Source organism: Arthrobacter oryzae (assembly GCF_031454875.1).
Lineage (GTDB): Bacteria > Actinomycetota > Actinomycetes > Actinomycetales > Micrococcaceae > Arthrobacter > Arthrobacter oryzae_D.
Window position 1 is genome coordinate 48,576 of the sequence record NZ_JAVDRQ010000003.1, and the last position, 17,360, is coordinate 65,935.

The window sequence follows — 17,360 nt, forward strand, 5'->3', positions numbered from 1 at the left end:
AAACGCTGAAAGGCGGAACGGATCCCCGAATTACCACCTGCGCGGGTGGCGGAATGGCAGACGCGCTAGCTTGAGGTGCTAGTCCTCGAAAGGGGGTGGGGGTTCAAGTCCCCCTCCGCGCACAAGGGAAAACCCCTGGAATCCACGGATTCCAGGGGTTTTTTTCTGTGTCCAAACACATCCTGGACAGTCGGTCCTTGGACGGCGACTGACGCTGAGGCGATGACGACGGACTTGCCCGTCAGCCACCTGACCGTGGACTCGGCCCATGTGGGTCATGGGGGAACGATAGCGGTCCGCCGGTTCGTATACCGTTACGGCGGCTTGTGTGGGCCTTCCTCAGGCGTAAATTTTGGGGACGGTCACCAGCAGGTCCCCCACCTGGCAGTCGAGAGCCTCGCAGATCGCCGTCAGGGTGGAGAACCTGATTGCCCTCGCTCGGTCGTTCTTCAGGACCGACAGGTTCACCAGGCTAACTCCTACACGTTTGCTGAGTTCGGTCAGGGTCATGCCCCGCGCCTCGAGGAGTTCGTCGAGCCGGCAGTGGATGTCGGAGGAGTCGTCTGCCGGCATCAGACCAGTCCTTCCGTGTCCGTCTGAAGGCGCCGGCCGTACTGGAAGACCCCGGCAACCATTAGCAGTACAAGACCGAGCATCAGGGGTCCGAGGCTGAACTCAGCCGAGAGGATATGGATGGTCTCAGGGGTGCGCCCCCCGGCCGCGATCATTTCCGCCACCCGGGCAAGCGCCCATCCCTCGAGGAATGGGCCGATGGTCCCGACCAGCGCGAGGATGGCGCCGCAGACACCCACTATCCACACGGAGCCGGCGGTGAACAGGACAGCGCTGCGGAGCCGGTAGGCCAGCAGGAACACCAGCGTCAGGATAGCCAGCACTCCGATCTGGTTCAGCCCCGCGACCCAGGACAGGAGCTCAGCGGGACCGGAGGGAAGGTCAGGGATGGTTGCTTCCAGTGATGTGTAGTGCCCAGTGGATTCCAGTTCCAGTCCGGTGGCGGTCTGGCTTTTTGAGGCCACGGGAAGCTCCAGAGTCACGGGTCCGGTGAAATAGCCGATGATGCCCCTGATGGACATGTAGGTCGTCATGACCGCAGCGACGGCGGAGGCGATCATAAGGAAGAGCGCATCCGCCCTGGACACGATCTTCTTCGAGCCGCTCTGTGAACGGGCAGCGTCTTTGGCCAGCTTCATTGTTCCCCCATGATTATCGACATTCGTTAATAACGACAAACGATAAGCTATCGTTTCCGGCGTAGACCGTCAACGACCTCGCGGCACGCGTCGCTAACCCCACGCGCCGGGCGGGCCCCGATCCAGTCGCCCGGTCGTCTCCCACGTCCCCTCAAAAGCCCTGCCGCCGCCGTGATCCTGTGCCGGCTGTCGAGCCTAAACGCAGGAGGCCAGGATGCCTGCGATTGCGTCGTGTTCCGGCCTGGTGACCCACAGTTTGTACTTCGCCTTCACCGATGCAATCCGAGCCACGTACTCGCACCGGAAGGCCTTGTTCGGCGGCAGCCAGGTGGCGGCATCCTTGTCCGACTTGGCCATGTTGGATGGGCCGTCGGCGGCCATGAGGTTCAGGGGATCGTTGGCGAATTGTTTTCGCTGGTCTTCGCTGATCTGTTGGGCGCCGGTCTGCCACGCCAGTGACAACGGAACAATGTGGTCAATCTGGACCGCGGAACTTGTGTCCACGCCCCGGACGAACCGGATTATCGTGCCGGTGTATTTGTCAGCCAATGTGCCGGTAGCCACCACGCAGTCATGAGTGCCGGGCTTGAAGGTCTCCCCTGTGAGGTCCCGGGCCAGAATGTCGTTGCGGGTGTCACAGCCGTTGTGGTCCACGTCCGCCCAGGCGGCGCCAAACTGCTCTCGGCTGTAGCCGGTCTTCGGAGCGCGGCCCTTGACCGGAATAGCGGCGAGCCGGGAGATCGCGGCGGCCATGTCGTCGGGGTTCGCTGCCGGCTCGGCGGCCGGACCTTCCCCGGACGGCGCTGCACTGCGGACGGCCTCCGCGATCGCCGTACCGGCCGATGATGCGGCGTCGCATCCGGCCAGGCATCCAAGCAGCAGAGCGGCGGTCACAAGGGTCAGTGATTTGGAACTACGGCGTGGGATCGTCTTGTCCTTCTTTAATGCGGCGGTCCGGCTCAGGCTATCGCCGTCGCGGGGCACCGCCTTGCAGGCGAACCGATGACGCCGGTCACAATCGCCTTCCGCCGCTGAGACGGCAGCGGTGCGCACACACGTCAAACTGAAGCTAGAGGTCGTCCTTGCCGGAGCGGGCCCCGTACAGGTATGCGAGGTCATTGAGCGTCTGCAGGGTCAGCTCCTGCGCCTGGGCCACCCGGGACTGCCGTTCGGGAGAATCGCCGGCGTCATTCCGCCCGGACGGCACCGGCGCTACCGAAACCGCTTCGACGCCGTAAAGCGCCTTGAGGTACTCCAGCTCAAGGCGGCCGCGGACGCCGTCGGCCTTTGACCGGATTTCAGTCACCGCCAGCAGTGCATAGGCGACATGCCTGCGCTCCCGCCAGAGTCCCGCCTTCAGTGCCAGCCCAAAGAGTCCGTCCAGTTCCTGCCCGGCGGAAGCTTTGGCCTTACCGACGTAAATTTCGGCTGCCGTCCCGGACTTTGACTCCGTCCACCGGTAACCCAGGGGTACGCGACGCCCTCTCTTGGACAGATAGAGGGCAGAGGCCGTCAAGAGCAGCTTCCCGTCGCCCAGCACTGTATAGCCCAGTGTGATGTCGCTCAGCTTCCCGTTTCGGCAGGCACTGATGAACTCCTGCACGTCGCTGTCCCACAGCCGGTCCGTTAGGCCCTTTTCCATATCCGTCCACCCCCAAAATAACGGTACCGCTCAGTGGTGTACCGGATCAGGAGACTCGCTGCTGTTGCCCCCAAAATGCGGCTTCTGCAGGCCGGCAAGGCCTAGGCTGGGTCTGTGAAGTTGTCCCCCGGCCCTTATGAACTTGCCGTGTCGGCCCCTGCCGAATGGTGGCAGATCGTCGCTGCACTCGGGCCGCTTGCGGTTCTGGCCGGCGCTATCCTCGCTGCCTTTATCGGGTGGCGGACCCTGCGGCAAAAAGCAGTGGCCGACGCCCAGGCGCTGACCCAAAAAACCCGTGCTGATGACCGTGCGGAATGGTGGAAACGCACACAGTGGGCCCTTGACAAGGCGCTGGAGGCCGACGAGGACGCCAAAGCCCTTGGCCTGGCCTCACTGGCAGTCCTGGCGCGCAGCGATCTTGCCCGCGGAGAAGAACTGGAACTGCTCGACATTGCGTGGCAGTCGGTGACGGAGGCCAACGGCGACGACGGTACCTGGGGTGAGGAAGTCGAAGCCGTGGACTCCGAAGAAGCAATCGGCGACAATGGAACCACGAGCACCGACAGTACGGAGGAGGGAAAGTCATGAGCACCAGCACACCGGAACAGAAAAAGTCCCGGACGCCGCGGCACGCCTCCACTTCCCGCGGCAGGCAGCTGACGCCCTCGGAGCACCGGGTCCAGGTTGCGGCCGCCAAGCTCCGTGTGGCCCTCGATGAACGTTTGGGCCGCCCCACCCCGGCAGAGACCAAGGCGCTCTCCAAGGAAGATCTTTAAACCAAGCCGGATACGTATGGAAAAGGCCCCGCAGTGCGGGGCCTTTTCCATGTTTGGTTACTCGGAGTTCCCTTAGACCTTCTCGGGTGTGCGGTCAACAACCGGTTCCGAGCCCGTGAACTTCCGTTCCCGGCGGGGGAAGGCCCAGAACCTGAAGTCCTTCGCCTCCACTCGTGGTTCAGGCTGCTTCTCAGGTTCCCGGGACTCTTCTTTCTTAATGTCCCTCCGGTAATCCTTGTCATACGGATAGCACATCACTGACCTCCTCATAGTGAATGCTCCTTAATCCTCCTCCCAATTTCCGTGCCGGTCGACAGGTTTTTGGGTGGCCCAGGTCCGGGGGTGTCGTTCGGCCCAAGACACCGGCGCGGGTTGCACCATAGATTGAACAACTACAGGTGCTCGGGCATGGCGCATCCGTCGCAGTGCCAAGAGGATCTGGCAGGCAGCAGGGTCAGTTGGAACGAAAGGCAGTGCACATGACGAATACTGCGGGTGTGGCACCGAGGCTGGCAGATGCGCTGGCCGTTGTTTTGGGCACTCAGGGGATCCCGCTCCGGCTTCGCGCCTGGGACGGCTCGCATGCAGGTCCCGAAGATGCGCCGGTTCTCGAGTTCCGCTCACGGCGGGCGTTGCGCCGCATCCTATGGTCGCCCGGGCAGCTGGGCATCAGCCGTGCCTATGTTGCCGGGGACATCGATGCTCCCGGCGATGTATTTGCCAGCTTCGCCGCCCTCAGCTCGGCCGGAAAGTTTGCTCAGCCCGGGCCGTTCCCGCGGCTTACGGCGCGGGAAGTATGGACCCTGCTCAAGACTGCGATCCGGGTTGGCGCGATCGGTCCGAATCCTGCTCCCCCGCCGGAGGAATCGAGGATCCACCGGTTCGGGAGCCGGCACTCCAAGAGCCGGGACGCCGCGGCAATATCGCATCACTACGACGTCGGCAACGACTTTTACGCCATGGTGCTTGGTCCATCGATGGTCTACTCCTGCGCCGTCTGGAACCACCCCGCCAGCGGGAATGGCGGGCCGGACAGTCTGGAGTCCGCCCAGGAGGCCAAAATTGACCTGGTCTGCCGCAAACTGGGACTGCGGGCCGGCATGCGCGTGCTGGACGTCGGCTGCGGCTGGGGCAGCTTCGCCCTGCACGCCGCCCAGCGGTACGGCGTCGACGTCGTTGGCGTCACACTCTCCAACGAGCAGGCGGGGCTGGCCCGCAAGCGGGTGGCCGACGCCGGCCTGACCGATCGCATCGACATCCGGGTCCAGGACTACCGCGACGTAGATGACGGGCCGTTCGATGCGATCAGTTCCATTGGCATGTCAGAGCACGTGGGCCGCGAACAGATTTCCCGCTATGTGTCCCAGCTCCACGACCTGCTGCGCCCTGGCGGCCGGCTGCTCAACCACGCAATCTCCTGGAACGCGGGACCCACCGAGGCGGACCCTGACTCGTTCATCCCCCGCTACGTGTTCCCGGACGGAGAGATGCTGAGCCTGGCGGAGATGGTCGGCGCCCTTGAGGCCGGCAAATTCGAAGTGCTCGACGTCGAAGCGCTGCGGCAGCATTACGCGCTGACGCTCCGGGCCTGGGTGCACAACCTCGAGCGCCATTGGGATGAGGCAGTCAGCATCAGCAGCCCCGGACGTGCCCGTGTGTGGAGGCTCTACATGGCCGCCAGTGCGCTGGGCTTCGAGGCCGGACTGACAGGCGTCAACCAGGTGCTCGTGCAACGTTCCGGTGGAACCGAACCGCCGCTGCGGCGGACCGCGTGGATTTGATTGCCGGCGCCTCGGCGGCAGGCAGGGGTGCCACGGCAATGACTGAGAGCATAGGCGTCATCGGCGGCGGCATCGTGGGAATCGCGATAGGTCGCGCCCTCAGCACGCGCGGCCTGGCGGACGTCACGGTCCTGGAAAAGGAACAGCGTGTCGCGATGCACCAGACCGGCCACAACTCAGGGGTAGTGCATGCCGGCCTCTACTATGCGCCGGGCTCGCTGAAGGCCCTCCTGTGCCAACGGGGCAGGGTGCTGACGCGAGATTACTGCAGGGAGCGGAATCTTCCCTACCGGGAACTGGGCAAGCTCGTCGTTGCACTCACAGAAGGGGAACTCCCTGCCCTGGCCAACATTGAAAGCCGCTCCGTCGCGAACCGCGTTCCGGGGCTGCGCCGTCTCGGAGCCGATGCGATGCGTGACGTCGAACCGCATGTCGCCGGGGTGGCGGCGCTGCACTCGCCGCATACCGCCGTCGTCGACTTTGCGGCGATCACCGAAGCCATGGCCGAGGATATCCGCTCCGCCGGCGGCAAAATCCTGTTCGGCCACGAAGCTGTTGCCATCACCACCGACCGGGGCAAGGTGCGTGTCACTACGAGTCACGCCGAATTTCTGTTCGACCGCCTGATCGTCTGCGCCGGACTGCAGTCCGACGTCGTCGCCCGGCTCGTGGGAGCCGCCGCGGCTCCCGCAATCCTTCCCTTCCGCGGTGAATACTGGGGCCTGGCCGCCGTAAAGCAACACTTGGTCAAAGGCATGATTTATCCCGTGCCGGACCCCCGGTTCCCGTTCCTGGGGGTGCACTTCACCCGTGGCGTGTACGACACCGTCCACGTGGGACCGAACGCCGTTCCCGCCCTGGCCCGCGAGGGGTACGGCTGGCGCCAGGTGTCCGTCAAGGACACTGCCGCGTCGATTCTGTGGCCCGGCGCCCGGGCACTGGCCAGGAAACACTGGCGGATGGGCGCGAAAGAGATCGCGGCGTCGCTGGTCAAGCCCCTGTATTTTCAGCAGGCACGCAGGTTCATCCCTGAACTGCAGATGGACGACCTGACGGCGAAGACCGCTGCGGGCGTTAGAGCACAGGCGTGCTCCCGTGACGGCAGCCTGCTCGACGACTTCGCGATCGAGGAAGTCGGACCGGTGACGCTCCTGCGGAACGCCCCCTCCCCGGCGGCGACTTCCGCGCTGGCCATTGCAGACCATCTCCTTGAGCACCATGTCCTCCCCCGCAAATGACGGACCGTACGCTGCGTGGTTGATGGACAACCGTGGCCTGCCCCGTTAGATTGGCGCCGGGGCAGGTTTCCCGGCCCTGAAACGCCGGGGAGATTGCAGCCGTCCGGGCTGCGCCGAGTACTGCCCCTTTGGGGGAGCATTGACACACAACAGCGAGGCCAACGTGTGTGTGGTCCGGGTGCGCCAGGGGATATCGCGGATCACCTTGCGGCCCAGCGCCAGGATCACCGAGGCGGACGGGCTCCGGACCCGGGAAGAGTTGCTGGCCCTGACCGGGGGCTCCCGCGGCGGCGTGTTGCTGGACATCACAGGTGTGGGCTCAGTCAGCAGGGAGGCGATCAGCGTCTACAGCTCAGCGGTGACGGTCAGCGCGTTCGCCATTCTTGGCAGCACTCCGGTGGACCGCGTCATCGCCCACGGTCTGCTGGGCCTCCCATTGCCGGCCTGTCCAAGCGAGTACTTCACGGACGAGGCCGAAGCACTGAGCTGGCTCCAAACCGTCGGCGATTGAAATCCTTCATCGCAGGGTTTGGAGTGTCCGGCGAACTGAAGCACTGAAAGAATGGGCGCATGACTGCGATCTTCCTGGTGTGGAACCCGGACCGCTGGAACGACTGGAACTACACGTCCGTCGTCGAACAGGTCCGCGAAACCGGGCAGTTTTACGGATGCTGGGAAACTGCGCGCCCCGCTGCCCTGCCTGCCGGCGGGGATGCCTGGCTGCTGTTGCAGGGGAAGCACGGGCGGGGACTGCTGGGACACGGTGCGGTGATCCCGGTGCAACCCTGCGCCGGAGTGCCGGCTGCCGATAAGGCTTCCACGCAGCTGATCGTCGCCTTTGATTCACTCCTGCCCCTCGGCGACCAGCTGGCGCCGGAAATGCTCAGAAGCGCAGTGCCGGACGTGCACTGGAACCTCATCCGCAGCGGCCAAACCGTGGAGCCCGCCGCCGCGGCCCGCATCCGTGACTTGTGGCGACTGGAAGGCCCGACGCCGGTCCCGGAATCCACGGTGCCCGCGCCCGGAACCTATCCCGAGTGGGCCGTCAGCACGGTTGGTATGAACCGCTATGAACGGAACCCTGAGGCGCGGCGCGCGTGCATCGCCCACTACGGAACAAACTGTGCGGCCTGCGGCTTTTCCTTCGAAATCGCCTACGGCGAGACCGGCAGGGACTTCATCGATGTGCACCACACCGTACCGGTTTCGCTGCTCGACAGCAGTTACCGGCTGGACCCTGTCACGGATCTGGTGCCGCTGTGTTCGAACTGCCACACTATGGCCCACATCGGTGCGACGACCCCGCGGTCGCTCTCCGAACTGCGCCAGATCCTGGCAGGCGCCGGCTACCTGCGCGGACGCACCTTCAGCCCAGGGGAACTTGAGTCCCAGAACGAGGCCCGGAGAATCCTGGGCCCCGCCCAGGCTGACCCAGGGTAGGCACCGGGCGCAAAGGATGGCGAAGTTGGCCAGATGCATTTAGCCGGACGTCTTCAGTGCCTCCCGGACTACGCCAACCAACGAATTGAAGCGGCCGTTTGCCGGCAGGTCATCAATGAGGACAGGCCCATCTGGGCCCGCGAGGGGGATACGCCAGTTGGGGTGCTCCGCGTCCGTTCCGGGCTGGTTCTGCGTGCGTGTTTCTCCCACGGCATCCACGAGGGCCACGCCCAGTAGGGCGGACGGCGTCAGGGCGGTGAAGGCGTAAAGCGCTTCAACGGTCCGTTGAACGTTTCCTGTCGTATCGGGAAGCAGGCCCCGCTCACGCACCAGGGCCAGCACCGCCTCCTGCTCGGCAGCGGCCTCCGCCCGCTCCTCCTCGACGGGACGCAGCAGCAGTCCCAGTGATTCGCGGAGCGTGACGTGCTCACCGGCGAGGTATCCCGCCGTCGGGGGCAGGTCGTGGGTGTTGACGCTGGTCAGGCACTGCTGCCGGTATTCCTCGGGCGAAAGCGGTCCGCCTTCGCCGTGTTCGAACCACAGGATGGACGTACCGAGGATTCCCCGCTCCGTCAGGTAGTCCCGGACCCATGGTTCGAAGACGCCTAGGTCCTCCCCGACCACCATCGCACCCGCCCGCTGGGCCTCCAGGGCGAGGATGCCGATGAGGGCTTCATGGTCGTAGTACACGTAGGTGCCCTCGGCCGGTCCGGCGCCTTCCGGAATCCACCACAGGCGGAAAAGACCCAAGATGTGGTCAACCCGGACGCCGCCTGCATGACGCAGTATGGTCCGGAGCATGTCGCGGTACGGCCTGTACCCCGCAGCCGCCAGACGGCCGGGATGCCACGGCGGCTGGGTCCAGTTCTGTCCCTGCTGGTTGAAGACGTCCGGCGGGGCACCGACCGTGACGCCCCGGGCAAGCACATCGTGGAGCATCCAGGCGTCGGCTCCGACCGTCTTGACGCCCACCGCCAGGTCATGGACGATCCCGATGGACATCCCGCACGCTTTGGCCGCCCGCTGTGCTGTGGCCAGTTGATCGTCGCAGATCCATTGCATCCAGCGGTAGAACTCCAGCCGGTCCGCCAGAGAGTCCCGCATGGCGTCGCAGTATGGCGTATCCGGTGACGACGCATCGCCATGCCATTCGGGTGCCGTTGACGGAAGCCGCTCCGCCAATGCGCACCACAGCGCAAAGTCATCCAGGCCCTTGCCCTCCGCCGCGCAGAAGTTTTCAAACATCAGGGCGCGTCCGGGGCTGCGGCGGACCCTGAAAATAAGTTCGAGTGCCGCAAGTTTGGCTTCGTAACTCGAGTTTCGGTCCAGCAGGCCGTCGGCCGTGTTGGCGGAGTGCAGGCTGGCCGCGCTGTTTCCAATCGCGGCTCGGGAGGCGGGATCAAGGTACCCGTACTCCGGCACATCCTCAACCCGGATATAGAGCGGATTGAAGAAACGTCGAGTCGTAGGCAGGTACGGCGAATCTTCGATGGGTGGCCGGGGCTCCCCCGCATGCAAGGGATTCACAAGGACAAAACCCGCGCCGTCCTTGCCTGCAATCGCGGCCAGGTCCACGAGGTCGGAAAAGTCGCCGATGCCCCATGACCGGGACGACCGCACCGAATACAGCTGGGCGGTAAGGCCCCAATGGCGTTCGGATGCCAGGCGCCGGGTAGTCTCCAGCCGTTCGGGCGTAATGATCAGCGCACATTCTGCGCGTTCCCCGTCGGTGTCGGCATGCAGGGTGTGCCAGCCCAGGGGCAAACCTGCCGGGATGGCAAACGCCGCCCGCCCGGTGAGGACGCCGTGGACATCCCTCGGTGACTCCCAGTCTTCGCGCTGCTCCGCGTCGACGCGCTTCCCGTCCTCGGTCTCCGCCCACACACGGACGTCCGTACCGTGCGGCACGTGAATGGCGACGCTGACTTCACGGCCCTCCCTGGAAACGACCGACGGCGGCAGCAGCCGCGTCCAAGCGGCCAGTTCCGCCTCCTGCAGGGCGCCCTGGACGTCCTCCGGCGTCTCGGTTCGATCCCCCAGGGCAGTCAACACACCGCGTAGCGTGCTGGCTGCGACGGGATGCTCAACACCGTCCCAGCCGTGGAAGGAAGTGCTCACCCCGCGGGCAGCCGCCAGTTTCCGGAGCAGATCGTCGTAAGTTTCCATGTGGTCGTGTCCCGTTACATCCGCCATGGCCCTACTCTATTGGCTCGCCGGGCCGCGGCAAGGCAGCGCCTTCGCATTTCGCCATGGCCTCGCCCGCGGAGTCTCGGCCTGCCCGCCGCACACCGCCGCTTTCGACTCGGCCCCGCCGCAGGGCTAGCCTTGGACACTATGGTCGACGTCGAGAGGTTCAGGATGCTTCTGGAAGAGGAGCGTGCACGGAAGACGCTATTGCTGCCGGCGCTCCGTGCGGACATCAGCTCCGCCAACGCGGCGCGCCAGAACTCGAACGTCGATGACGAACATGATCCAGAGGGCTCCACCATCGCCTTTGAGCTCTCCCAGGCCGCCGCGCTGATGAAGCAGAGCAGCGCCACGCTGGCGCAGGTGGAGGCGGCATTGGGACGGATCGCAGACGGCAGCTACGGCTACTGTGAGGTCTGCGGTGTACCCATAGCCGAAGGCAGGCTCGAAGCCCGCCCCTGGACGCCCTATTGCATCGACCACGCCGGCGGCACATCGGGCGGTAAAGCGTGACGGATGTTGCCGGTTCGCTGTGGCAGCGGATCCTTTCGGGATTTTCCCAGTCCCCGTCCCCGCAGGTAACGGCCCTGGAGCTGATGCTGGTCATCCTGATTGCCACGGCACTCTCCCTCCCCCGGGCATCCTGGCGGTATTTTGGGCTGCTGGCCACCGTCACCCACGAACTCGGCCATGCGTTCGCGGCCCTAATGACCGGGCAACGCCTGGGCGGCATCAGGTTGAGCCTGGATCACTCCGGAACCACCACCACCTACAGCAGGGGCCGCCTCCCCGCCATCTGGTCGACATTCTGGGGATATCCGGTACCCGGAGTGGTGGGAGCCGCCATGGTGTGGTCCGGTTTCAACGGCTGGGGCCCGGCGGCGATGTCTGTCGGCACCCTGATCCTGCTGGGATCCTTCCTGTTCATCCGCAATGCCATGGGTCTGCTGATCACGTCCGCAGCCGTCCTTGGCTCCGCCCTGCTGGTGCTGTTCGTCCCGCCTGAATTCACCGCCCACGTGGTGATTTCCTTGGGGCTTGCCCTGCTGGTAGCGGCAGTGCGCGACCTCGCCAAGCTCTCCAACGTCCATCTGCGGCGCCGGGACAGGCTTCCGACGTCCGACGCTCACCTTTTGTATCGTGCTACGTCCGTGCCCTCCGCCATCTGGATCCTGCTGTTCACCGCGGTGGTTGCCGGTTCCTGGTGGGTGGCCTGGCAGCCGATGGCGCAAGTGCTGGTTGTGCTTCCGGGAGTGTCGGGGCAATAGGGTGGAAGCATGACTTCTGATTGCCGCGGCGCGGCCGAACACGGGTCCGGCTCCGATTTCAGCACCAGAGGGTCCTATGTCACCGGCGGAGGAGAATTCACCCGGGACACCAATTACATCGAGGACCGGATCACCCGGAACGGCACCCCCGGACCTAACGGTGAACCCGGCTGGCCCGTGGAGGCCGGCAGATACCGCTTGGTCGCGGCCCGGGCCTGCCCCTGGGCCAACAGGACGGTTATCGTCCGCCGGCTGCTGGGACTCGAGGACGCCATCTCACTCGGACAGCCGGGCCCCACGCACGATGCCCGGTCGTGGACCTTCGACCTGGATCCGGGCGGCGTGGATCCTGTCCTCGGCATCGAGCGGATCCAGGACGCCTATTTCCGCAGATTCCCCGGCTATCCCCGCGGTATCACCGTCCCGGCGATAGTGGACGTGCCAACCGGCCAGGTGGTCACGAACAACTTTCCGCAGATCACCCTGGACTTCGCCACGGAATGGACAGCGTTCCACCGACCCGGGGCACCGGACCTCTACCCGAAGCACCTGCGGGCGGAGATCGATGAAGTCAACAAACGGGTGTTCACCGAAATCAATAACGGGGTATACCGCTGCGGCTTCGCCGGTTCGCAGCAGGCCTACGACGCAGCCTACGCCCGGCTCTGGACCGCCCTCGACTGGGTCGAAGCGCGGCTTGCGGGGCAACGCTACCTCGTGGGCGACACGATCACCGAAGCGGACGTTCGACTGTTCACGACCCTCGTCCGCTTCGATGCCGTCTACCATGGCCATTTCAAGTGCAACCGGCACAAGCTTAGCGAGATGCCGGCACTCTGGGGCTACGCCCGGGACCTGTTCCAAACGCCCGGTTTCGGCGACACCATCGATTTCGTGCAGGTCAAACAGCATTACTACATCGTTCACGAGGACATCAACCCCACGGGAATCGTGCCGCAGGGACCGGACCTGTCCGGCTGGCTGACCCCGCACTCCCGCGAGTCCCTGGGGGGCCGGCCGTTCGGAGACGGCACCGCGCCCGGGCCCGTCAGGACGGGTGAAGAAGTTGCCGCGGGACACGGGGCAGGCTGATCGCCGCCCTCGTCGGCGCGCCCGCTAATGTTGAGCTATGCCATTCTCGACAGGATTTGCCGCGCCCGAATACCAGGGCGTCCGGGCCCTCTTTGATTCGTTCCTCGAGGATGACCCGGGATACAGCGCCCAGCTTGCCGTCTACCAGGCAGGCAGCAAGATGCTGGACCTCAGCGGGGGCCCGCATCTGACTTCGGGCTCAATCACCGGCGCCTATTCCTGCTCCAAGGGCGTGGCCGCCTTCGTCATCGGCCTCCTGGTCCAGGACGGAATCCTTGACCTTGACCGCACCGTGGCGCATTACTGGCCGGAGTTCGCCGCCCGGGGAAAAGGGGCAATCACCGTCCGGCAGGCGCTCTCCCACCGGGCCGGGCTGCTTGGCGTGGAAGGCGGATTCGCGCTCGATGAATTCACGACGGCGGACGCCGCCCGCAGGCTCGCGGCGGCCGCTCCCCTGTGGCGTCCCGGTGCCACGTTCGGATACCACGCGCTGACCATCGGCATCATCATGGAGGAGCTCTGCCGCCGCGTCGCCGGGAGCACCCTCCAGGAGCTGTACGATGCCCGTATCCGGGTGCCGTTCGGCGTCGACTTCTTCCTGGGACTGCCGGAGGACCAGGAGCCGCGCTACCGCAACGTACTTTACGACGCGGACCCCTGCCAGCCGTGGGTGGATCCGTTGGGACTCGAAGGCCTGAACGGCAACGCTGCGATCAGCACGGTCATGGAACTCCCCAACCACAGGGTCATCCGCGCACACGGCATGAGCAGTGCCGGCGGTGTGGGCTCCGCCGAGGGCCTGGCGCGGCTGTATGCCGCTGCCACCACCGGCCTTGACGGCGGCAATGCGTTCCTTGCTGCGGACACGGTCCGGACCATGGCCGAAGAACAGGTGTGGGGGCTGGACCGCTCGTCGGGCCTCGATAATGCTTTTGCCATTGTGTTCATGAAGCCGCATCCAAGCCGGAACTTCGGCAGCCACCGGGCGTTCGGCCACGAAGGCGCCAACGCCGCGCTCGGCTTCGCGGACCCCGCCTACCACCTCGCTTTCGGCTACATTCCCGGAAGGCAGGAGGAGGGCCGCACGCCCGGCCGGGCGCACCGTTTGGCTCACGCTGTGCGGCAGGCCGCGGGCTCGGGCCGGCAGGTGCCGGCGGCCGGCACTTACTCCTGAGTAGGTTTGTCCATTTGTAGCACCATCCGGACAGGCTTATGGTGAGGCCAGATGAACAAATCAAAACAGCATACTGAGGAATCCCCGACGCTCCCGGCCAGAGCCTGGCGCATCATCGTGGACAGCCTTGCCGCTGCCGTCTCGGGTCCGAGGCTGCAACTGGCCGCCAAAGCGGCACTTGCAGCGGGGCTGGCCTTCCTGGTTGCGCCGCTGATGCCCGGGGCCGCGGCGCAGTACCCCTACTACGCCCCGCTCGGCGCCCTGGTGGCAATGTACGAGAACGTCGCGGGGTCCATGCGGCAAGGCGTCCAGACCCTCATCGGTCTGGGGCTGGGCATCGGCCTCGCTTTCCTGTTGGTGAGCTTCAGTGACCCCACCCCGGTGACGGTCGCCGTCGTAATGGGGCTGGGAGTCCTGCTTGCCGGGCTCCCGCGCCTCGGAGCGGGCCGCGACTGGATCCCCACTGCAGCCCTCCTGGTGCTCCTGGTGGGGGGAAACAACCCGGACGATTTCTCCTTCGGCTACCTCCTGCAGATGGGGGTGGGTGTCGTCGTGGGCATCGCGGTCAACATCCTGGTCTTCCCGCCTCTCCACTTCAAGGCGGCAGCGCTCAGCCTCGCCGAACTCCGGTGGGCGCTCGCCAAGCAGCTCTCCGACATGGGCGAGGCCATGCGGGAGGAGTGGCCGCCCGAACACGAGGAGTGGGCGGAGCGATCGGAGGCTCTCGCCCAATCAGCACGGCAAGTCAGGGCTGCCGTCCAAAAGGCGGATGCCAGCCGGCAGGCCAATCCCCGCCGCCGACTTCACGACCATAACCTGGACCGGGACTACAACGACCTGCGCGGGCTGGAGAGCGTGACCTTCCATATCCAGGACATGACGGAGGTCCTGGCAGATGTTATTTGGGACGAGGACGCGCCGTTTGTGATTCCGCTTCCGTACAGCGAACCGCTGGCGGAGGCACTGACGGCCGTCAGTGAAGTCCTGCGGTCCATGGAGGACGAGCAGCCTGGCAGGCAGAATGAACTGATCGCGTCGGCCAAATCCGCCGTGGACGCGCTGGCCGAGCGGATGGCATCCGATGACGTCAACCCGAATGCCCCGAGCGCGGCCGAATCCATCGTGCTGAATCTGCACCGCATTCTCCGTGCGGTCGCGGCCGGGCAGTCCTGAGCTTAGGCTGCGCAGCATCCGGAGTGACTGCCGGGGTCCGGTTCCGGCAATAAGTACGACGCCGGAGGTCACCATTCGAGGTGACCTCCGGCGTCGTGATTTCAGCACTTTTGCGGGACTGCGCGTTACAGCGCCACCACGGACCCGCTGAAGTGCCGCCTGCCGGACCGCGGATTCCATGCCACGTACTCGGAACGCTGCCAGGCGCCGGACGGAGCAGGGACCGAACTGATGTCGAGTGCCACACGTGCCGGCAGGAACACGGGAGCCTCAAAGGTGACATCCCAGCGGAAGGAATCCCCTTTCACGGCGCCGACGTCAGCAAGTGCCCGCGAGGCAAGGTACATGCCGTGCGCGATGGAGCGCCGCATCCCCAGGGCCTTGGCGGTAAGCACACTCAGGTGGATGGGATTGAAGTCGCCGGAGACGGCAGCATAGGCCCTGCCGGTATCGACGCCCAGCTGCCAGAGCGCTGTGGGGTCAGGAGCCGCAAACGTCGTGGAGTTGGCGGGCGCAGAGGGTTTGTCGATCCCCGGGAGGAAAACGCCTTTTGCCAGGTGAGTGGAGATTCCCTTCCAGCAGACCGAGGCTTCCCCTGCGCGGCGCACCTCCGCAACGATGTCCACCTGTGTGCCGGCGCGGTGCCCGCGCAGGTTCTCGGCCCAGGACGTGATGTCCAATGCCTCGGTGAACAGGACCGCTCCGTGTTGCTCCACCTTGTTGCTGAGGTGCACCATTCCCAGCAACGGCAGCGGGAAATCGTCCCGGGTCATCACGCTCATCGATACGGGAAAGGCGAGGGCATGAATGAAGCCGGCAGGCAGGATGTCGCTTGCCGTCTCGCCCACCAGATGCTGGTATGCCGTTAGGTTGCCCACCTGAGCCAGCACTCCCCTGACCTCATGCCCGCAGGCAGGCAATGCGATCCCGGCGTCGCTGCCAAGGACGCGGCGCCTTGCCGCGGTGGCGGCCGCATTGACGAACAGCTTGGACAGGGACGGCATGTCACCGAGAATCACGGGCTGGGCACCGGTCATGCGCCCACCAGGTTCTGTCCGCAGACCCGCAGCACCTCGCCTGTTATGCCGCCGGCGGCATCGCTGGCCAGGAATGAAATGGCCTCGGCGACATCACCGGGTTGTCCTCCCTGCTGCAGGGAGTTCAGGCGCCGTGCGATTTCGCGGGTCGCAAACGGAATCCTTGCAGTCATTTCAGTCTCGATGAAGCCCGGGGCCACTGCGTTGATGGAACCATGGTGTTCCGCCAGGAGGGGGGCCGTGGCGCGCACCATGCCCATCACGCCACCCTTGGACGCCGCGTAGTTTGTCTGCCCCCGGTTACCGGCAATACCGCTCGTGGACGCAACCGACACAATCCGCGGCGCGTTCCGGAAGTGCTCGGACGCCAGCAGCGCCTCATTTATGCGAAGCTGCGCAGCAATGTTGACGGCAATCACGGAACTCCAGCGTCCCTGGTCCATGTTGGCCAGGAGCTTGTCCCGCGTAATGCCTGCGTTGTGGATGACAATGTCCAGCCCGCCGTGTCTGCCCACCGCATGATCGATGATCCGCTGTCCGGCATCCTCCCGGCTGATGTCCAGCTGCAGCGCAGTTCCCCGGACCTCGTTTGCCACCGCTGCCAGGTGGTCTCCGGCGGCCGGAATATCGACAACCACCAGGGTGGCACCGTCCCGGTGGAGTGTGCGAGCAATCGCCGCGCCGATTCCGCGCGCGGCGCCGGTCACGACAGCCACTTTGCCTGCCAGCGGCTTTTCGGGATCGGCGGGAAGCTGCCCTTCCCGGGATGCGACGGTGAGGAGCTGCCCATCGACGAAGGCCGACCGGCCGGACAGGAAGAACCTCAGGGCGCCCAGGACGCTGGGACTCACGGTGGTTACCCCGTCCGCCAGGACGATGCCGTTTGCCGTGGCGCCGGCGCGCAACTCCTTGGCGAGGGATCGCAGCAGCCCGTCCACACCCTGACGGGCCGCCGCCGCGGCAGGCGTGGCCGCGCTCGCCGACTTTCGGGACACCGTGACGACACGGGCGTTGGGCGCCAGGTCCCGGACGGACGCCGCAGCCGAGAGGACCGGCTTTTCAAGGTCCTCCGGACGGTCCAGTTCGTCCAAAACCAGGATGATAGCGCCCAGTTTCTCCCGTGGAACGGCATGCCGGCGGACGTCGAGGTCCCAGGACAGGAGGGCAGCGGCCAGTTCGTCCGCGCCCGCGCTGGATCCCTGGACCAGGACCGGGCCGGGCACGAGGGACTGTCCCGGCTGGTACCGCCTGAGCGCTACCGGCTGCGGCAGGCCAAGCTTCCTGGCAACGTCCTTGCCGATTCCGCGGCTTACGAATTGTGTGTACTTGTCCGTCACGCCG

At 65.5% G+C, this 17,360-nt stretch carries 19 protein-coding genes and 1 tRNA gene; 12 read left to right on the forward strand and 8 right to left on the reverse strand.

What is annotated here, in order from left to right; all coding sequences use genetic code 11:
- Positions 1-39: 39 nt before the first annotated feature.
- A tRNA-Leu gene (locus J2805_RS06040) sits at positions 40-122 on the forward strand.
- 217 nt (positions 123-339) lie between these two features.
- On the opposite strand, the gene J2805_RS06045 is transcribed toward J2805_RS06040, so the two are convergent.
- The 4 genes from J2805_RS06045 to J2805_RS06060 form a co-directional block, all read right to left on the reverse strand.
- On the reverse strand, positions 340-573 hold the full coding sequence (locus tag J2805_RS06045) for a helix-turn-helix domain-containing protein (protein ID WP_309970751.1): 234 nt from the start codon (positions 571-573) through the stop codon (positions 340-342).
- Positions 573-1,211 (reverse strand): hypothetical protein, encoded by a 639-nt coding sequence (locus J2805_RS06050; RefSeq protein ID WP_309970753.1) that lies wholly within the window; start codon positions 1,209-1,211, stop codon positions 573-575. Before J2805_RS06050 ends, J2805_RS06045 begins: the two co-directional genes overlap by 1 nt.
- Positions 1,212-1,406: 195 nt before the next feature.
- Complete coding sequence (locus J2805_RS06055; RefSeq protein WP_309970756.1) at positions 1,407-2,105, reverse strand: HNH endonuclease family protein; 699 nt, start codon at positions 2,103-2,105, stop codon at positions 1,407-1,409.
- Between the two features lie 175 nt (positions 2,106-2,280).
- Positions 2,281-2,853: a hypothetical protein gene (locus tag J2805_RS06060; RefSeq protein ID WP_309970760.1), complete on the reverse strand. Its 573-nt coding sequence runs from the start codon at positions 2,851-2,853 to the stop codon at positions 2,281-2,283.
- A 114-nt stretch (positions 2,854-2,967) separates the two neighbouring features.
- Between J2805_RS06060 and J2805_RS06065 the strand changes: the two genes are divergently transcribed.
- Together J2805_RS06065 and J2805_RS06070 are read left to right on the forward strand one after the other, a co-directional pair.
- Entirely contained in the window at positions 2,968-3,441 is a 474-nt protein-coding gene (locus tag J2805_RS06065) for a hypothetical protein (RefSeq protein ID WP_309970763.1), read from the forward strand.
- Positions 3,438-3,629, forward strand: coding sequence for a hypothetical protein (locus J2805_RS06070; RefSeq protein ID WP_309970766.1), 192 nt, complete (start codon positions 3,438-3,440; stop codon positions 3,627-3,629). The genes J2805_RS06065 and J2805_RS06070 overlap by 4 nt, the downstream gene beginning before the upstream one ends.
- 72 nt (positions 3,630-3,701) lie before the next feature.
- On the opposite strand, the gene J2805_RS06075 is transcribed toward J2805_RS06070, so the two are convergent.
- Positions 3,702-3,899, reverse strand: coding sequence for a hypothetical protein (locus J2805_RS06075; protein ID WP_309970769.1), 198 nt, complete (start codon positions 3,897-3,899; stop codon positions 3,702-3,704).
- 209 nt (positions 3,900-4,108) lie between these two features.
- Here J2805_RS06075 and J2805_RS06080 point away from each other — a divergent pair, with 209 nt between their 5' ends.
- The 4 genes from J2805_RS06080 (at position 4,109) to J2805_RS06095 (ending at position 8,088) form a co-directional block, all read left to right on the forward strand.
- Positions 4,109-5,410 carry a cyclopropane-fatty-acyl-phospholipid synthase family protein gene (locus J2805_RS06080; protein ID WP_309970774.1) on the forward strand — a complete coding sequence of 434 codons (1,302 nt, stop codon included), beginning with the start codon at positions 4,109-4,111 and terminating at the stop codon, positions 5,408-5,410.
- A 38-nt stretch (positions 5,411-5,448) separates the two neighbouring features.
- Positions 5,449-6,648, forward strand: coding sequence for an L-2-hydroxyglutarate oxidase (gene lhgO / locus J2805_RS06085; protein ID WP_309970777.1), 1,200 nt, complete (start codon positions 5,449-5,451; stop codon positions 6,646-6,648).
- A gap of 139 nt (positions 6,649-6,787) precedes the next feature.
- Positions 6,788-7,159 (forward strand): SpoIIAA family protein, encoded by a 372-nt coding sequence (locus J2805_RS06090; RefSeq protein ID WP_309970781.1) that lies wholly within the window; start codon positions 6,788-6,790, stop codon positions 7,157-7,159.
- Positions 7,160-7,218: 59 nt separating this feature from the next.
- Positions 7,219-8,088 carry an HNH endonuclease gene (locus tag J2805_RS06095; RefSeq protein ID WP_309970784.1) on the forward strand — a complete coding sequence of 290 codons (870 nt, stop codon included), beginning with the start codon at positions 7,219-7,221 and terminating at the stop codon, positions 8,086-8,088.
- 39 nt (positions 8,089-8,127) lie between these two features.
- Here J2805_RS06095 and malQ read toward each other — a convergent pair whose 3' ends face one another.
- Positions 8,128-10,281 (reverse strand): 4-alpha-glucanotransferase, encoded by a 2,154-nt coding sequence (malQ, locus tag J2805_RS06100; protein WP_309970787.1) that lies wholly within the window; start codon positions 10,279-10,281, stop codon positions 8,128-8,130.
- A 141-nt stretch (positions 10,282-10,422) separates the two neighbouring features.
- On the opposite strand from malQ, the gene J2805_RS06105 reads away from it, so the two are divergent.
- The 5 genes from J2805_RS06105 to J2805_RS06125 are packed head-to-tail and all read left to right on the forward strand — an operon-like array spanning position 10,423 to position 14,982.
- Positions 10,423-10,788, forward strand: coding sequence for a TraR/DksA family transcriptional regulator (locus tag J2805_RS06105; protein WP_309970791.1), 366 nt, complete (start codon positions 10,423-10,425; stop codon positions 10,786-10,788).
- Positions 10,785-11,543, forward strand: a complete 759-nt coding sequence (locus J2805_RS06110) for a M50 family metallopeptidase (RefSeq protein ID WP_309970794.1) — start codon at positions 10,785-10,787, stop codon at positions 11,541-11,543. Before J2805_RS06105 ends, J2805_RS06110 begins: the two co-directional genes overlap by 4 nt.
- A gap of 9 nt (positions 11,544-11,552) precedes the next feature.
- Positions 11,553-12,635: a glutathione S-transferase family protein gene (locus J2805_RS06115; RefSeq protein WP_309970797.1), complete on the forward strand. Its 1,083-nt coding sequence runs from the start codon at positions 11,553-11,555 to the stop codon at positions 12,633-12,635.
- Positions 12,636-12,672: 37 nt separating this feature from the next.
- The gene (locus tag J2805_RS06120; RefSeq protein ID WP_309970800.1) at positions 12,673-13,809 is read left to right on the forward strand and encodes a serine hydrolase domain-containing protein; all 1,137 of its coding nucleotides are present in this window, start codon (positions 12,673-12,675) and stop codon (positions 13,807-13,809) included.
- Positions 13,810-13,860: 51 nt separating this feature from the next.
- Positions 13,861-14,982 carry an FUSC family protein gene (locus J2805_RS06125; RefSeq protein ID WP_309970803.1) on the forward strand — a complete coding sequence of 374 codons (1,122 nt, stop codon included), beginning with the start codon at positions 13,861-13,863 and terminating at the stop codon, positions 14,980-14,982.
- 125 nt (positions 14,983-15,107) lie between these two features.
- Here the strand turns inward: J2805_RS06125 and J2805_RS06130 are convergent, their stop codons facing one another.
- Positions 15,108-16,019 carry a MaoC family dehydratase gene (locus tag J2805_RS06130; protein ID WP_309970807.1) on the reverse strand — a complete coding sequence of 304 codons (912 nt, stop codon included), beginning with the start codon at positions 16,017-16,019 and terminating at the stop codon, positions 15,108-15,110.
- Positions 16,016-17,356 carry a 3-oxoacyl-ACP reductase gene (locus J2805_RS06135; RefSeq protein ID WP_309970810.1) on the reverse strand — a complete coding sequence of 447 codons (1,341 nt, stop codon included), beginning with the start codon at positions 17,354-17,356 and terminating at the stop codon, positions 16,016-16,018. The genes J2805_RS06130 and J2805_RS06135 overlap by 4 nt, the downstream gene beginning before the upstream one ends.
- Positions 17,357-17,360 lie beyond the last annotated feature (4 nt).

Excerpts from the sequence above, each read along its gene's own strand:
- J2805_RS06070 (WP_309970766.1), top strand. The coding sequence starts at position 3,438 with ATGAGCACCAGCACACCGGAACAGAAAAAGTCCCGGACGCCGCGGCAC.
- malQ (WP_309970787.1), bottom strand. The coding sequence starts at position 10,281 with ATGGCGGATGTAACGGGACACGACCACATGGAAACTTACGACGATCTG.
- J2805_RS06080 (WP_309970774.1), top strand. The coding sequence starts at position 4,109 with ATGACGAATACTGCGGGTGTGGCACCGAGGCTGGCAGATGCGCTGGCC.
- J2805_RS06045 (WP_309970751.1), bottom strand. The coding sequence starts at position 573 with ATGCCGGCAGACGACTCCTCCGACATCCACTGCCGGCTCGACGAACTC.
- J2805_RS06130 (WP_309970807.1), bottom strand. The coding sequence starts at position 16,019 with ATGACCGGTGCCCAGCCCGTGATTCTCGGTGACATGCCGTCCCTGTCC.
- J2805_RS06095 (WP_309970784.1), top strand. The coding sequence starts at position 7,219 with ATGACTGCGATCTTCCTGGTGTGGAACCCGGACCGCTGGAACGACTGG.
- J2805_RS06060 (WP_309970760.1), bottom strand. The coding sequence starts at position 2,853 with ATGGAAAAGGGCCTAACGGACCGGCTGTGGGACAGCGACGTGCAGGAG.
- J2805_RS06125 (WP_309970803.1), top strand. The coding sequence starts at position 13,861 with ATGAACAAATCAAAACAGCATACTGAGGAATCCCCGACGCTCCCGGCC.
- J2805_RS06115 (WP_309970797.1), top strand. The coding sequence starts at position 11,553 with ATGACTTCTGATTGCCGCGGCGCGGCCGAACACGGGTCCGGCTCCGAT.
- J2805_RS06105 (WP_309970791.1), top strand. The coding sequence starts at position 10,423 with ATGGTCGACGTCGAGAGGTTCAGGATGCTTCTGGAAGAGGAGCGTGCA.
- J2805_RS06120 (WP_309970800.1), top strand. The coding sequence starts at position 12,673 with ATGCCATTCTCGACAGGATTTGCCGCGCCCGAATACCAGGGCGTCCGG.
- J2805_RS06050 (WP_309970753.1), bottom strand. The coding sequence starts at position 1,211 with ATGAAGCTGGCCAAAGACGCTGCCCGTTCACAGAGCGGCTCGAAGAAG.
- J2805_RS06075 (WP_309970769.1), bottom strand. The coding sequence starts at position 3,899 with ATGAGGAGGTCAGTGATGTGCTATCCGTATGACAAGGATTACCGGAGG.
- lhgO (WP_309970777.1), top strand. The coding sequence starts at position 5,449 with ATGACTGAGAGCATAGGCGTCATCGGCGGCGGCATCGTGGGAATCGCG.